Origin of the sequence: Nocardioides halotolerans DSM 19273 (assembly GCF_000422805.1) — a bacterium.
Lineage (GTDB): Bacteria > Actinomycetota > Actinomycetes > Propionibacteriales > Nocardioidaceae > Nocardioides > Nocardioides halotolerans.
In genome coordinates this window covers 80,442-93,545 of record NZ_AUGT01000012.1, presented here as the reverse complement: position 1 = coordinate 93,545, position 13,104 = coordinate 80,442, and the positions used below count along the sequence as shown (strand labels likewise).

The window sequence follows — 13,104 nt, the reverse complement described above, 5'->3', positions numbered from 1 at the left end:
TCGGAGGCGACCCATGCGCGAGGCACTCTCCGGGCTCACGGTCCGCGGGCGGGCGTTCGTGGCCGCGGGCATCACCGCGATCGTCTGCGCGATCGTGCTCGGCCAGACCTCGCTGAGCCGCGTCGGCGTGCTGGTCCTGGCCCTTCCGCTCGTCAGCGCCTTCTTCATCGGCCGCAGCCGCTACCGGCTGGCCCTGGTGCGCACGGTCAACCCGCAGCTGGTCGCCGCCGGCCAGCCCGCGTCGGTGAGCCTGTCGCTGGTCAACGAGGGCCGCGCGCCCAGCGGCGTCCTCCTCCTCGAGGACCACCTCCCCTACGTGCTCGGCACCCGGCCGCGGTTCGTCCTCGAGGGCATCGGCCACGGCTGGCACCGCGACGTGACCTACCAGATCCGCTCCGACGTCCGCGGCCGCTTCGAGATCGGTCCCGTCACCGTGCGGGTCAAGGACCCGTTCGGCCTCGTCGAGCTCGGCCGCGCGTTCCGCACCACCGTCCCCCTGACCGTCACGCCGCGCACGGTGCGGCTGAGCCACATCCCGCTCGGCGGGGCGTGGACCGGCTCGGGCGACAACCGGCCGCGGGCGTTCGCGATGGGCAGCGCCGAGGACGTCACCGTCCGCGAGTACCGCCGCGGCGACGACCTGCGGCGGGTCCACTGGCGCAGCTCGGCCCGCGTCGGCGAGCTCATGGTGCGCCGCGAGGAGCAGCCCTGGGAGTCGCGCGCCACGTTGTTCCTCGACAACAGGGTCGTCGCCCACCGCGGCCAGGGCATCGCGTCCTCGCTCGAGGCCGCGGTCTCCGCGGCCGCCTCGATCGCGGTCCACCTGAGCAAGCGCGGCTTCACGGTCCGGCTCGTGACCGCCGCGGGCGAGGACAGCGCCAACGACTGGCACACCCGCGAGACCGACCTCAACACCGGCCCGCTGCTCGAGGCCCTGGCGGTCGTGCAGCCGCTCCCCCGGCCCGCCCTCGACACCGGGTGGCTCACCGAGGCGGGCGGCGACGGGCTGCTGGTCGCCGTGCTCGGTCACGTCGACCAGCGCGACGTGCCCGTGCTGCGCCGGATGCACGCGCACAGCGGCTCGGCCCTCGCGATCGCCGTCGACGTCGACGCGTGGCTCTCCCCCGAGCAGGCCGGTCGCGACGCGTCGGGCATGCTCAGCCAGCAGGGCTGGCGCTCGGTCGCGCTCGGCCCCGCCGACCGGCTCGAGACCGTCTGGGAGGAGCTCGGACGCCGGCACACCCAGAGCTCACGGTCGCGCGGCGTCGCTCCTGAGCCGCCCGTCTCGGTCCCGGCCGGCGCCGAGTCCTTCCTGCCTGAGGGGGTCTAGGGCATGGCCGCCGTGCGCTCGCACCCGATGGCGATGGCCGGGCTCTCGGCGGTCGCCGCCGCGACCACCCTCGTCTCGCTGCTGACCTGGCAGGGCTTCACCCAGGAGTTCGGCCGCACGCTCGGCCCGCTGTTCGTGATCGCGGCCGTGGTCGCCGGCACCGGCGCGGTCGGTCGCTGGTGGCGGCTGCCCCGGGCGCTGCTCGTGCTGGCGCAGGTGGTGCTGGTCGCGATGGTCGTCTGCGCGTTCGTCAGCGGGTCGCCGCTGCCGGTCGGCGACGCGTGGGACCGGTTGCAGCTCGCCTTCCAGGACGCCGCCCAGAGCGCGAACCGCTTCGCACCGCCGGTCCCGAGCGGCGAGCCACCCGTCCACCCGCTGCTGATCGCCGGCGGCGCCGCCTGCCTGCTGCTCGTCGACGTCCTCGCCTGCACCCTGCGCCGGGTCCCGCTGGCGGGGCTGCCGCTGCTGACCATCTACAGCGTCCCGGTCAGCATGACCGGCGACAGCCCGCACTGGGTCCTCTACACGGCCACGGCGGTCGGCTTCCTAGCGATGATCTTCCTCGCGGAGTCCGAGCAGATCGCCCGCTGGGGCCCGATCCTCGCGGAGGACCACGGCCACTCCGAGCCCAAGCCGCTCTCCGTGCCGACCTGGCCCCGCACCGGCGCGCGCGCGATCGGCGGTGTGGCCACCGCGCTCTCGGTCGTCGTACCGATCCTCATCCCGACGTTCAGCGTGCACCTGTTCGACTTCGGCCCGGGCTCCGGCGGCGACGACGACATCAGCATCGAGAACCCGATGGTCGACCTCAAGCGCGACCTGGTCCGCGGCGAGGACCGCGACCTCCTCACGATCACGACCGACGACCCGAACCCGTCCTACCTCCGCATCGCCGTGCTCAACCGGTTCAGCGACAACGAGTGGAGCTCCGGCGACCGCGAGGTGCCGAGCAGCCAGACCGCCGACGGCTCGATGCCCGGCCTCGTGGGTGTCTCCGCGGACCTCGAGCGCACCAAGTACGACTACCGGCTGGCGGCGGAGCGCGACTTCCGCTCCACCTGGCTGCCGACCACCCCCCTGGTGAGCCTCGTCGACGCGCCCGGCGACTGGCGCTACGACGTCTCGACGATGGACTTCCTCGCGAGCAACGACGACCTCGACACCTCCCAGCTCAACTGGACGCTGCAGTCGGTCCAGCTCGACTACGACGTCAACAAGCTCGCCGAGGCGCCTCCGGTCAACGCCCTGGTGTCACGCGACTTCACCGACCTGCCGACCGGGCTCGACCCGCTCGTGAAGAAGCTCGCCACCGACGTGACCTCCGAGGAGGGCACGCGCTACGAGAAGGCGGTGGCGCTCCAGCAGTGGTTCCGCGAGGACGGTGGGTTCGAGTACAGCACCGACGTCGACCTCGGCAACGGCAGCGACGACCTGGTGCGCTTCCTCACCGACGGCAACGGCGGCCGCGTCGGCTACTGCGAGCAGTTCGCGGCGGCGATGGCGGTCATGGCCCGCGAGCTCGGCATCCCCGCCCGCGTGGCGGTCGGGTTCCTCGAGCCGGAGAGGGTCGGCAAGGACACCTGGGTCTACAGCTCCCACGACCTGCACGCCTGGCCCGAGCTGTTCTTCTCCGGGTCGGGTTGGGTGCGGTTCGAGCCCACGCCGCCCACCCGGGCCAGCGGGGTGCCCGACTACACGCTGCAAGACGTCACCATCGGCCCGACCGACGACCCCACCGCGACCGGACCTCGCGAGGAGGACGTGCCCACGCGGGCCCCCAACGAGGCCCAGCCGCAGGACACCCCGGACGCTCAGGCGGCCGGTCAGTCCGACGGCGGCGGCTTCCCGTGGACGTGGGTCGCCGGCGGCCTCGCGCTCGTGCTGGTGCTCGCCCTGGTGGCCCTCGGCCCCCGCACGCTGCGCCGGCGGCGCCGCGACCAGCGCGGGCTGCTCGGCCCCGAGGAGGCGTGGGAGGAGCTGCGCGACACCGCGCTCGACCTCCGGCTGCCGTGGCCGCAGCACCGCTCGCCGTGGCAGACCCGCGAGGCCCTCGTCCAGCTCTTCGGCGCCCCCCGCGACGACTACACCCCCGAGCGGCCGCGCCGCGGCCCCGACACCAACCCGGACGCCGTCGTCGCGCTCGACCGCATCGTGCACTCGCTCGAGCGGCTCCGCTACGCCCGCAACGACGGCAGCGAGCACGGCACCTGGCGCGCCGAGATGCAGACCTGCGTCGAGGCCCTCCACGGCGGCGCCCCCAAGCGCGCCCGCCGCGCCGCGAGCTGGTGGCCACGCTCGGTGTTCGTGCGCCGCGCGCCGGTCCGGCGTACGCACACCGCGGGGTCGGCCGAGCCCGCCATGGCGGGCCGCGTCGTCGACCACGTTGGTTGAGCATCCGCCCCCCACCCGTGATGACGGAACGACGGCGATGCGCGGGGCGTGGCCGGGGCTGGCGCCCCGGAGCGTCAAGGGGCTTGGCCGCGGCGCGGGTAGCGCTACGCCATGGGGGCGCGAGGTACTGCCCGCGACGCGCCGCCCCAGCCCGGGGCGACAGCCCCGGCCACGCCCTGACCCGGGGCCACGAGCGAAGGCCCAGCCCCTCTCAGAACCCGCCGGACTCGCGACGCCTGCGCCAGCGCTCCTCGACCCGCTCCATGAAGGAGCCCGAGCTGCGGGAGGTGCGGCGGGGACGGCGGATGCGGCCGGCCCGGCCGCCGTCGATGACGGTGAAGCCGCGCGAGGGGTGCGCCGCCGTGTTGGGGTCGACGGCGGCGGCCGCCTGCTGCTGGCCGCGGACGGCCGTGAGGGCGACCGTGGCCGAGCCGAGCATCACCACGAAGCCGGCGATGCCGATCGCGAAGCCGATCGCACCCTTGCCGCTCATCACGCCGCCCATGAGCAGCGCCACGCCGACCACGAAGACGACGCCCGCCGCGATCGCCCGACGGCGTGCCGAACGGCGCAGCGACGTGCCGCGCAGGGTGGAGGCGAACTTGGGGTCCTCTTCGACGAGAGCGCGCTCCATCTGCTCGAGCAGTCGCAGCTCCTCTTCGGAGAGTGGCACCGTTCCTCCACAGGGGTCCGGGCGCGCGGGCTGCGCGACGGGTGGATGTGAGCCAAGTGTAGGCAGGGCATTCCCTCTTCACTAGCGGTGTCACCAAGATTTACCCCGCACCCCCCCGTGGTCGCCCCGCCGAAGGCCCGTCGTCAGCGGTCGATGAGGCTCGCGGGACGCACCGCGGCGCTGCCGAAGCGGCGCGTGGCGCGGTCGACCGCGCGGTCGGCATCGGACCAGCCGCGCTCCCGCTCACCGAGGACGCCCTGTCGCTGGACGCGGGTGCGCGGCACGAGTCCCTCGACCCTGACGCCGACCAGCCGGAGCCGGGCGCGCTGGAGCCCGAGGGCGTCGTAGAGGCGAACCGCCGCGCGGTAGATCTCCTGCGTCACGTCGGTGGCCTCGGGGATGGTGCGGGAGCGGGTGATGGTGGTGAAGTCGGCGAACCGCACCGTGATCGCGACCGTCCGGCCGGCCACGCCCGCCACCCGCATCCGCCCGGTGACCTTGGCGGTGAGGGCCAGCAGCTCGCGCAGGATCACCTCGCGGTCGTCGATGTCGCGGCCGAAGGTCTCCTGCGCGCCCATGGACTTGTCGGGGTCGCCGCCGTGCCCGAACACCGACACCCGGCCGGGGCTCACCTCGCGGGCGTCGCTCCCCCACGCCAGGTCGTGGAGCATCCGGCCGAGGCCGTCGCCGACGGCCCGCTGGAGGGTGCGCAGCGGCGTGTGCGCGACGTCGCCAACGGTGACCAGCCCGAGCCGGTGCAGCATCGCCTGGGTCTTCTCGCCGACGCCGTAGAGCTCGCCCACGTCGAGCGGGTGGAGGAACGACGTGATGTCCTCGGGAGGGACGACGAGCACGCCGTCCGGCTTGGCCCGCCGGCTGGCCAGCTTGGCGACCGAGATCGAGGCCGCGACCCCGACCGAGCAGGTGATGCCCTGCTCGTCGTGGATCGTGGCCCGCAGCTGCTCGGCGATCTCCCGGGGCGGCCCGAGCCGGCGGGTCGAGCCCCGGACGTCGAGGAACGCCTCGTCGAGCGAGACGACCTCGACCTGCGGGGTCACCCGCCGGAAGTTCTCCATCACGGCCGCCGACACCGTGCTGAACAGGTCGTGGTCGGCCGGGACCCGCACCGCGTGGGGGCAGAGGCGGCGCGCGCGGGTCGATGGCATGCCGGAGCGGACGCCGTAGGCACGCGCGGCGTAGTTGGCCGCCAGGATCACGCCGCGGTAGCCGCCGCCGACGATGACCGGCACGTCACGCAGCTCGGGCCGGTCGCGGGTCGCGACGGACGCGTAGAACGCGTCCATGTCGACGTGGAGGATCGGCGTGGCCACCCCACTCACGGGAGGCCCCGTCGGTCAGCGAGCGAGCAGGTGCAGCTGGGTCGCGAGGGGGAGGTACTCGGGCCGCTCCGAGACGGCCCGCTCGAGCTCGACGAGCGCCGCCGTGGCACCCGGCTCGAGGTCGAGGAGCGAGCCGGGGACCAGGTCGGCGAAGACCCGGACGCCGTGGACCGAGGCGACCTCGAAGCCCGCGTCGGCCACCAGCGCGGTGGCCTCGGCCGCGGTGAACCGGTGGTTGGCCCGGCCGGCCGACGGGTCGGGCGCGTCGGCCAGGAGCGCGAGCGCCTGCGGGAAGTGCCCGGCCATCGCCCGCGCGACGACCGCGGCGTGTCGCTGGGCGACCAGGAGCGAGAGGAGCCCGTCGGGCCGGAGCACCTCACGGATCGTCGCCAGCGAGGCCGCGGGGTCGTCGACCACCTCGAGCACTCCGTGGCACAGCACCACGTCGAGGTCGTCGTCGACCAGGGTGGGCAGGTCGGAGAGATCGCCCTGCACGCCCGCGACCTCGACGCCGACCTCGCGGGCCCGGCGCGCCAGCGCCGCGAGGGCGTCGGGACTGGGATCGACCACGGTGACCCGGTGGCCCAGCTCGGCGAGGCGCACCGCGAAACCGCCGGTGCCGCCGCCGACGTCGACGACGCGGGCACCCTGCTCCCAATACGCCGCGGGGTGCTCCAGCGCGCGCTCCAGCGCCTCCCACACGACGGCCGTGCGGGCGCTGCGACGACGTTCGCTGGCCGACATGTGAGCAACCCTAATGAACTCATCCCGCGCTCCCGGGGCTGCGGTGCCACAGCTTGCGCGCGACGTCCTTCGTGTCGTCGCCGGCCGGCTTGATGTCGGAGTAGGGAGACATCGCGAAGCCGCTGGAGTGCACGAGCACGCGGCGCCGCCCCATCCCGCCAGCGGTGTCGTGGCGGTCGTCCCCGCCGAACGACGGGGGCTGGGCCGGCACCGGCCGGCTGGACCGCGACTGGGCGGCACCCGCGCCGGCGGCCTCGACGCCGACGGCACCGAAGCCCTGCGGCACCTCGGCCATCAGCGCGCGCACCGCCTCGATGCCCTCGCGCTGCCAGAGCGCCGACAGCACCGGCAGCTCCCAGCAGCCGGTCGCGCGCAGCGAGACGCCCTTGTAGCCGGTGCGGCGCAGCTCGCCCCGGACGACCAGCAGCCAGGAGTGGAAGACGGTGGCGGCGTAGGGGCCCTGGGCGTCCTCGAAGAAGGTCGCGTCGATCGGTCCGGTGGCGTCGTCGAGGGTCAGGAAGATGACTCTGCGGCCCGAGCGGATCGGCGGCGTCTGGGTCGCGACCTTGACGCCGGCGACGAGCAGCTCGGACTTGCTGCGGCGGGTGAGCAGGTCGCGGCTGCGGGTGACCCCGAGCGCGTCGAGGAAGGCGTCGTAGGAGTCGATGACGTGGCGGCTGGCGTCGAGCCCGAGGATCTCGAGCTCCGCCTTCATGCGCTCCTCGGGGGTCATCTCGGGCAGGCCCGACACCTCGCCCTCGGCCGGCGCGTCGCCGAGCTCGAGGGTGAGCTGCACCGAGTCGACCGGCGGGGGCGGTGGGGTCGCCCTCGACTGCGCGGCCGCGCGCGCCCAGACCCCCGCCTGGCCGAGGGGGTGCCGCTCGAGCGCGGCGACGCTCTCGCGCACTCGCGGGTCGGTGCTGTTGCGGGCCGCGGCGTCGTCGGCGGTGGCCCGGGCGACGGAGCCGGCGCGACTGCCCGAGCGCGCCGACCGGGCCGCCAGGCCGCGGCTCGCGAGCGACCGGCCACCCGCGCGCTCGAGCGCCCGGGCGTGCCGGTCGAGCTCGGCGACCTGGAGCAGCAGGTCGCGACGGGTCACCCGGCTGCGCCGGTGGACGCCGTCGACGAGGTCGATGCCGTAGATCGCGTCGAAGCCGCCGGCCAGCACCAGCCGCTCCACGACCGGCCGGGAGACCCGCGCGCGGTGCCAGAAGTCGGTGAGCGACTGGAACGGCCGGGCCGCCACGATCCGGTCGACCTCGCCGTCGTTGATCCCCTTGACCTCGGCCAGGGCCAGCCGGATGCCGTCGCGCGGCGCGTCGGTCGCGGACGCCGGGTCGGGGTCGACCCGCTCGACGACGTAGTGCTTCTCGCTGGCGTTGACGTCGAGCCCCAGGATCGCCAGCCCGAGCTGGCGCGCGTCGTCGAGGATCAGCCGCTTGGGGTACATGCCCGGGTCGTGGGTGAGCACGCCGGCCAGGAAGTGCGCGGGCCAGTGCGTCTTGAGCCAGGCGGACTGGAACGTCGGGAGCGCGAACGCCGCGGCGTGGGCCTTGCAGAAGCCGAACGACGCGAACGCCTCGAGCACCCTCCACACCTGCTCGACCACGCGGAGCGGGTAACCGCGGCCCAGCGCCCGCGGGAAGAACCAGACCTTGGTCTCGGCCATGCCCTCCACGTCGCCGAGCGCCCGCCGCTTCTCGTCGGCCTCGGCGAACGAGATGCCGGTGAGCTGGGCGATGATCTCGATGACCTGCTCGTGGAAGACCACCACGCCCTGGGTGCTGCCGAGGATCGGGCGCAGGTCGTCGTGGAGGTAGGTGGGCAGCCGCCAGCCCTGCTTGCCCTCGAGGTAGGGCGTCACCATGTCGCTCTTGACCGGACCGGGCCGGAACAGCGAGATGTCGGTGATGATGTCCTCGAACGAGTCGAGGCCCGACTTGCCGACGAGCTCGCGCTGGCCCGGCGACTCGATCTGGAAGACGCCGAGGGTCTTGGCCGAGGAGATCAGCGTGTAGGTGGCGGGGTCGTCGAGCGGCACCTGGGACTGGTCGCCGAGGTCGATCTCGAGCCCGTCGGTGCGCCGGATCTCGCCGACGGCGTGGGCCATCGCGGACTGCATGCGGATGCCGAGGACGTCGAGCTTGAGCAGCCCGAGGTCCTCGACGTCGTCCTTGTCGAACTGGCTCATCGGGAAGCCGGCGAAGCTGGCCTCGACCGGGGTGCGGTCGAGCAGGGTGGCGTCGGAGAGCAGCACGCCGCAGGGGTGGACGGCGACGTGGCGGGGCAGCCCGTCGAGCCGCTCGACGAGCTGGAACATCAGGTCGAGCCGGGTGTCGTCGAGCCCGCTCGCCCTCAGCTCGGGCAGCTCGCGCAGGGCGATGCGGGCGTCGCGGGCGCGGATGTGGGGGAAGGCCTTCGCGATGGTGTCGGTCTCGCCGGGCGGCATGCCGAGCGCGGCACCCACGTCGCGGACGGCGTGGCGGACGCGGTAGGTGTCCATCATCGAGACGCAGACGCAGCGCTCGCCGCCGTAGCGGTCGAGGATCCGCTCGTAGACCTCGAGCCGGCGCGCCGACTCCACGTCGACGTCGATGTCGGGCAGCGCCTCGCGCAACGGCGAGAGGAACCGCTCCATCAGCAGGCCGTGCCGGATCGGGTCGACGCCGGAGACCCCGAGCAGGTAGTTGACGAGGCTGCCGGCGCCCGAGCCGCGGGCGGCGCAGCGCACCCCCATCTCGCGGATCAGGTCGGTGACGTCGCCGACGGTCAGGAAGTACGACGCATAGCCGAGCCCGCGGATCAGCTCGAGCTCGTCGTCGAGCCGCTTCCAGAGCACCGCCCTGGGAGCGGAGCCGTAGCGGTCGCCGACTGCGCCCTCGCAGCGAGCGCGCAGCAGCCCGTCGGCCTCGGTCGCGCCGGGCGTCATCCGTGGCGCGAGGCCGCGACGGCCGGCCGAGAGCTCGAGCTCGGGGAAGTGCACCTCCCCCAGGCCGAGGTCGCGCCGCGGGTCGAGCGCGCAGCGGTCCGCCACGGCGCGGGTGTGGGCGACCAGCCGGCCGGCCTCGCGGTCGGGGTCGTGGGCCAGGCCCGAGAGCAGGGCGATCTCCTCCGCCACCTCGCGCATCTGCTTGCCGGACTTGAGGAAGCCCTCGGCGTTGCCGCGGTCGACGTGACGACGGTCGAGCGCGACCAGCCGGCGCGCCGCGTCGAGGACGTCGACGGTCGCGGCGTCGCAGCGGTCGGCGTAGCGGACGGCGTTGGTGAGCACCGTGCCGAGGCCGGCCTGCCGGGCGATCCGGGCCATCCGCGCGGCGTGGTGGGTGGTGCCGGGGCCCCACCCCTCGCGGGCGCTGCCCGGCAGGCGGTGGGAGACCAGCTCGACCTGGAGGTGGGTGCGCGGGACCAGCGCGCGCCACGGCGCGAGCGCCGCCAGCGCGAGGTCGTCGCGGCGCCGCGTGGCCGCGCGGGCCGGTTCGGACGACGGCCCGAGCAGCACGACCAGGTGGCCGGCGGCGAGGTGCTCGCGGACCTGGTGGCCGAGGTCGCCGCCGAGCCGGCCGTCGACCAGCGCCCCGAGGTCGAGCACCGGGTCGCCGCGCTCGCCGTCGAGGTGGGTCGCCGACACGAGCCGGCACAGCGCAGCCCAGCCGGCGCGGCCGCCCCCGGCGCCGTCGGCGCTGGCCAGGAATGTCACCCGCGGGGGCCCCTCCCCGACCGGGTCGCGGTAGGCGCCGCCGCGCACCGGGGTGCGGGGGGTCGCCGCGGGCGCGCCCCAGGGCTGGGTCGGGCGGTGGGCGAGCTCGACGCCGAGGACCGGGCGGATGCCGGCGGCGTACGCGGCCCGGGCGAACTTCACCGCGCCGTAGGTGCCGTCGCGGTCGGTGAGGGCGAGGGTGTCCATCTCCTGCTCGGCGGCCCGCTCGACCAGCGTCTGGGGGTGGGAGGCGCCGTAGCGCAGCGAGTAGCCCGAGGCGACGTGCAGGTGCACGAACGGGTCGGACACGACGCCGAGGTCAGCCCACGCGGCGGGCGGACAGCGAGGTGACCGGCGCCACCGTCTGCTGGACGAGGTAGGGCAGCGTCGGCGCGTGCGGCACCAGGCCGAGCGCCTGCTCGACCACGGCGAGGAACCGGTCGGCGTCGCGCACCAGGTCGTCGGCCTCGCGCTCGGTGACCGCGCGCCGCGAGCCGGCCTCGGCCGCGGCCCGCTTGCCGGCGCCGGCAGCGAAGAACCCGGCCCACTCGGCGAGCTCGGGGGCGACGTCGGCGAGCAGCACCCAGGCGTTCTTCTGCGGCCTGCGCCGCGTGGGCGCGACGGGCGTGGCGCGGGCCGCGAGCAGCGCCGCCGCGGCACGCAGCGCGGCCACGTGGGCGCAGGCGTAGCGGGTGGTCGCCTCGGAGGCGGTCACGGCCTCGCTCAGCGACTCGGCGGCGCGGGCGAGGTAGGAGTGCGTGGTCGCCGGGAGGACGTGGGGGTTGGTCGGCGTCATCGGGTCCTCGCCGTCTCAGTCGGTGCAGCCGACGAGCGTCCAGCGCCCCTCGGCCCAGTCGAAGGCCAGGTCGAACACGCCGCCGCCGTCGGGCTCGCCGTCGCGGGCGACCCGGCCCCGCCCGGCCTCGACCCGCCACAGCTCGCGCTCGGAGAGGAGATCGCCCAGCAGGACGCGGCCCCGGTCGGCCGACGCCTCCGTCTCGCCCGCGGCGTCCTCGGACCCGATGACCGCGCGGGCGCCGACCGACTGCCACCACGGACCGGTCTCGACCCAGTGCGCGACCACCGCGCGGACCTTCCACAGCCGGCCGCGCCAGAGGAACTGCTGGGGGCCCTCGGTGACGCTCTGCGCGCCCAGACCCTGGGCATCGCTGTCGAGAGGTCCCTGGCGGACCTCGACCGGGTCGGCGTAGCGCCTCATGGGTGCCCCTCTCCTCGATGGTCATTCGAACACGTGTTCGAATGACACCAAGGTACACCGCTGGAGGGACACCGGGTCAACCCCTGACGCCGCCGGATCCGGCGCGGACGCTCAGAGGTTTCGAGACGCTCGCTGCGCGAGCTCCTCAACCAGCGGCGGGAGCGAAGTGACCCGGTCCTTCAGAGTGGGTCTCCAACCCGATCAACCTTTGAGGTACGCGCTCGTGTCCTTGTGCCAGAGGAAGTACGCCGCCGCGACCTCGAGCGGGAACGACGCCACGGAGAGGGCCGCGAAGGTCGCCGGAGCGCCGGTGCGGACCCCCGCGATGGTGCCGACGGCCAGGAAGAAGAGCGTGACCGTCAGCGAGATCCGGGCCCAGCCGTAGCCGCCGCGCAGGAACGCCGCCAGCACCCAGATCAGCAGGGCCACGACCACGAACAGCACCAGCGCGACCGGGATGAACGCCGGCACGTGCACCTCGCCGTTCTTGACCGCGTCGAGGCCCTGGGTGCGCAGCACCTTGCGGGTGTCACGGCGGCCCTCGGCCCACGAGCGGATCAGCTGGTCGTGGAGCACGATGATCAGGACGGTCACCACGGCCCCGAGGGCGACGAGCGCCGCGAGCAGCTGGCCCGCGCGGGTCACCGTCGTCGGCGGACCGGGGTGCGTCGGGAGGTCGGCCGACTCGGGCAGGTCCACCTGCTCCGCATCCATTGCTGCCCCTCTCCTGCCGCTCGCCGAGCCGGTTCCTACGCTGTGTCCATGTCCGAGCCCACCGAGCACCCGTCCATCGCCCGGTTCCGCGAGGCGCACGAGCGGCTCGGCGGCACCGGCCGGATCGTCATTCTGCCCGACTCGGTCCACACCGCCGCACTGGCCGCGGAGGCGCTCGGCTGCGAGGTCGGCGCGATCGCCAACAGCCTGCTCTTCGACGCCGGCGGCACGCCGGTCCTGATCCTCACCTCGGGCTCGCACCGCGTGAACACCGAGGCCACCGCCGAGCGGGTCGGCGTCCCCGCCCTCAAGCGCGCCAGCCCCGACTTCGTGCGCGAGCACACCGGCCAGGTGATCGGGGGCGTCTCCCCCATCGCCCACCCGGCGCCGGTGCCGACCTGGCTCGACGCCCAGCTCCAGCAGTACGACGTGGTGTGGGCCGCCGCGGGCCACCCGGCGGCGGTCTTCTCCACGTCCTACGACGAGCTCGCGCGGATGACCGGCGCCCCCACCGTCGACGTCGAGTGAGCAGGTCGTCCCGGGGAACGAGCGAGGACCGTGGGCTCATGAAGGTCGAGCAGGACGGCGCGTCGAGACCACCGCACGGTCGGCAGAGAGGTGAATGATGGAGATCTGGCTCAACCCCGCCTGCTCGAAGTGCCGCACCGCCCTGGCGGCCCTCGACGAGGCCGGCATCGACTACACGGTCCGCCGCTACCTCGACGAGGCGCCGACGCCCGCCGAGCTCGCCGAGGTGCTCGACCGCCTCGGCCTCGAACCGTGGGACATCGCCCGCGCCAAGGAGGCGCGCGAGGAGGGCATCGACCTGCCCAAGGACGCCGCCTCCCGCAGCGCCTGGCTCGACGCCCTGGCCCGCCACCCGCGGGCGATCCAGCGCCCGATCATCACCGCCGCCGACGGCACGACGGTCGTCGGCCGCGACCCCGACGCGCTCGCCGAGGTCATCGCCGCGGAGTCGTGAGCGCCCGGTCTCAC

Annotated in this window: 11 protein-coding genes; 4 read left to right on the top strand and 7 right to left on the bottom strand. The window is 74.6% G+C overall.

Features of this window, described 5'->3' with window-relative positions; translation table 11 throughout:
• Positions 1 to 13: 13 nt before the first annotated feature.
• Complete coding sequence (locus G514_RS24605) at positions 14 to 1,330, top strand: DUF58 domain-containing protein (protein WP_084151748.1); 1,317 nt, start codon at positions 14 to 16, stop codon at positions 1,328 to 1,330.
• A 3-nt stretch (positions 1,331 to 1,333) separates the two neighbouring features.
• Positions 1,334 to 3,721 carry a transglutaminase TgpA family protein gene (locus G514_RS0103350; RefSeq protein ID WP_028650611.1) on the top strand — a complete coding sequence of 796 codons (2,388 nt, stop codon included), beginning with the start codon at positions 1,334 to 1,336 and terminating at the stop codon, positions 3,719 to 3,721.
• A 211-nt stretch (positions 3,722 to 3,932) separates the two neighbouring features.
• Here the strand turns inward: G514_RS0103350 and G514_RS0103345 are convergent, their stop codons facing one another.
• The 7 genes from G514_RS0103345 to G514_RS0103315 all read right to left on the bottom strand — a co-directional run bounded on the left by G514_RS0103345 (position 3,933) and on the right by G514_RS0103315 (position 12,108).
• Positions 3,933 to 4,394, bottom strand: a complete 462-nt coding sequence (locus tag G514_RS0103345) for a DUF3040 domain-containing protein (RefSeq protein ID WP_028650610.1) — start codon at positions 4,392 to 4,394, stop codon at positions 3,933 to 3,935.
• Between the two features lie 143 nt (positions 4,395 to 4,537).
• A complete protein-coding gene (gene dinB / locus G514_RS0103340; RefSeq protein WP_245582087.1) occupies positions 4,538 to 5,725 on the bottom strand; it encodes a DNA polymerase IV in 1,188 nt (395 codons plus the stop codon).
• Positions 5,726 to 5,749: 24 nt separating this feature from the next.
• On the bottom strand, positions 5,750 to 6,478 hold the full coding sequence (locus G514_RS0103335) for a methyltransferase domain-containing protein (protein WP_028650608.1): 729 nt from the start codon (positions 6,476 to 6,478) through the stop codon (positions 5,750 to 5,752).
• 19 nt (positions 6,479 to 6,497) lie between these two features.
• The gene (locus G514_RS0103330) at positions 6,498 to 10,484 is read right to left on the bottom strand and encodes a DNA polymerase III subunit alpha (protein WP_028650607.1); all 3,987 of its coding nucleotides are present in this window, start codon (positions 10,482 to 10,484) and stop codon (positions 6,498 to 6,500) included.
• A 10-nt stretch (positions 10,485 to 10,494) separates the two neighbouring features.
• Positions 10,495 to 10,971 (bottom strand): SAV_6107 family HEPN domain-containing protein, encoded by a 477-nt coding sequence (locus G514_RS24600; protein ID WP_169576277.1) that lies wholly within the window; start codon positions 10,969 to 10,971, stop codon positions 10,495 to 10,497.
• Positions 10,972 to 10,986: 15 nt separating this feature from the next.
• On the bottom strand, positions 10,987 to 11,394 hold the full coding sequence (locus tag G514_RS0103320) for a DUF6504 family protein (RefSeq protein ID WP_028650606.1): 408 nt from the start codon (positions 11,392 to 11,394) through the stop codon (positions 10,987 to 10,989).
• Between the two features lie 201 nt (positions 11,395 to 11,595).
• Positions 11,596 to 12,108, bottom strand: coding sequence for a hypothetical protein (locus G514_RS0103315; RefSeq protein WP_028650605.1), 513 nt, complete (start codon positions 12,106 to 12,108; stop codon positions 11,596 to 11,598).
• 48 nt (positions 12,109 to 12,156) lie between these two features.
• Here G514_RS0103315 and G514_RS0103310 point away from each other — a divergent pair, with 48 nt between their 5' ends.
• Positions 12,157 to 12,636, top strand: coding sequence for a YbaK/EbsC family protein (locus G514_RS0103310; RefSeq protein ID WP_028650604.1), 480 nt, complete (start codon positions 12,157 to 12,159; stop codon positions 12,634 to 12,636).
• 97 nt (positions 12,637 to 12,733) lie between these two features.
• Positions 12,734 to 13,090 (top strand): ArsC/Spx/MgsR family protein, encoded by a 357-nt coding sequence (locus tag G514_RS0103305; RefSeq protein ID WP_028650603.1) that lies wholly within the window; start codon positions 12,734 to 12,736, stop codon positions 13,088 to 13,090.
• Positions 13,091 to 13,104: the final 14 nt, after the last annotated feature.

What these genes read in the sequence shown, in the direction of transcription:
- G514_RS0103335 (WP_028650608.1), bottom strand. Translation starts at nt 6,478, where the DNA reads ATGTCGGCCAGCGAACGTCGTCGCAGCGCCCGCACGGCCGTCGTGTGG.
- G514_RS24605 (WP_084151748.1), top strand. Translation starts at nt 14, where the DNA reads ATGCGCGAGGCACTCTCCGGGCTCACGGTCCGCGGGCGGGCGTTCGTG.
- G514_RS0103320 (WP_028650606.1), bottom strand. Translation starts at nt 11,394, where the DNA reads ATGAGGCGCTACGCCGACCCGGTCGAGGTCCGCCAGGGACCTCTCGAC.
- G514_RS0103305 (WP_028650603.1), top strand. Translation starts at nt 12,734, where the DNA reads ATGGAGATCTGGCTCAACCCCGCCTGCTCGAAGTGCCGCACCGCCCTG.
- G514_RS0103315 (WP_028650605.1), bottom strand. Translation starts at nt 12,108, where the DNA reads ATGGATGCGGAGCAGGTGGACCTGCCCGAGTCGGCCGACCTCCCGACG.
- G514_RS0103350 (WP_028650611.1), top strand. Translation starts at nt 1,334, where the DNA reads ATGGCCGCCGTGCGCTCGCACCCGATGGCGATGGCCGGGCTCTCGGCG.
- G514_RS0103310 (WP_028650604.1), top strand. Translation starts at nt 12,157, where the DNA reads ATGTCCGAGCCCACCGAGCACCCGTCCATCGCCCGGTTCCGCGAGGCG.
- G514_RS24600 (WP_169576277.1), bottom strand. Translation starts at nt 10,971, where the DNA reads ATGACGCCGACCAACCCCCACGTCCTCCCGGCGACCACGCACTCCTAC.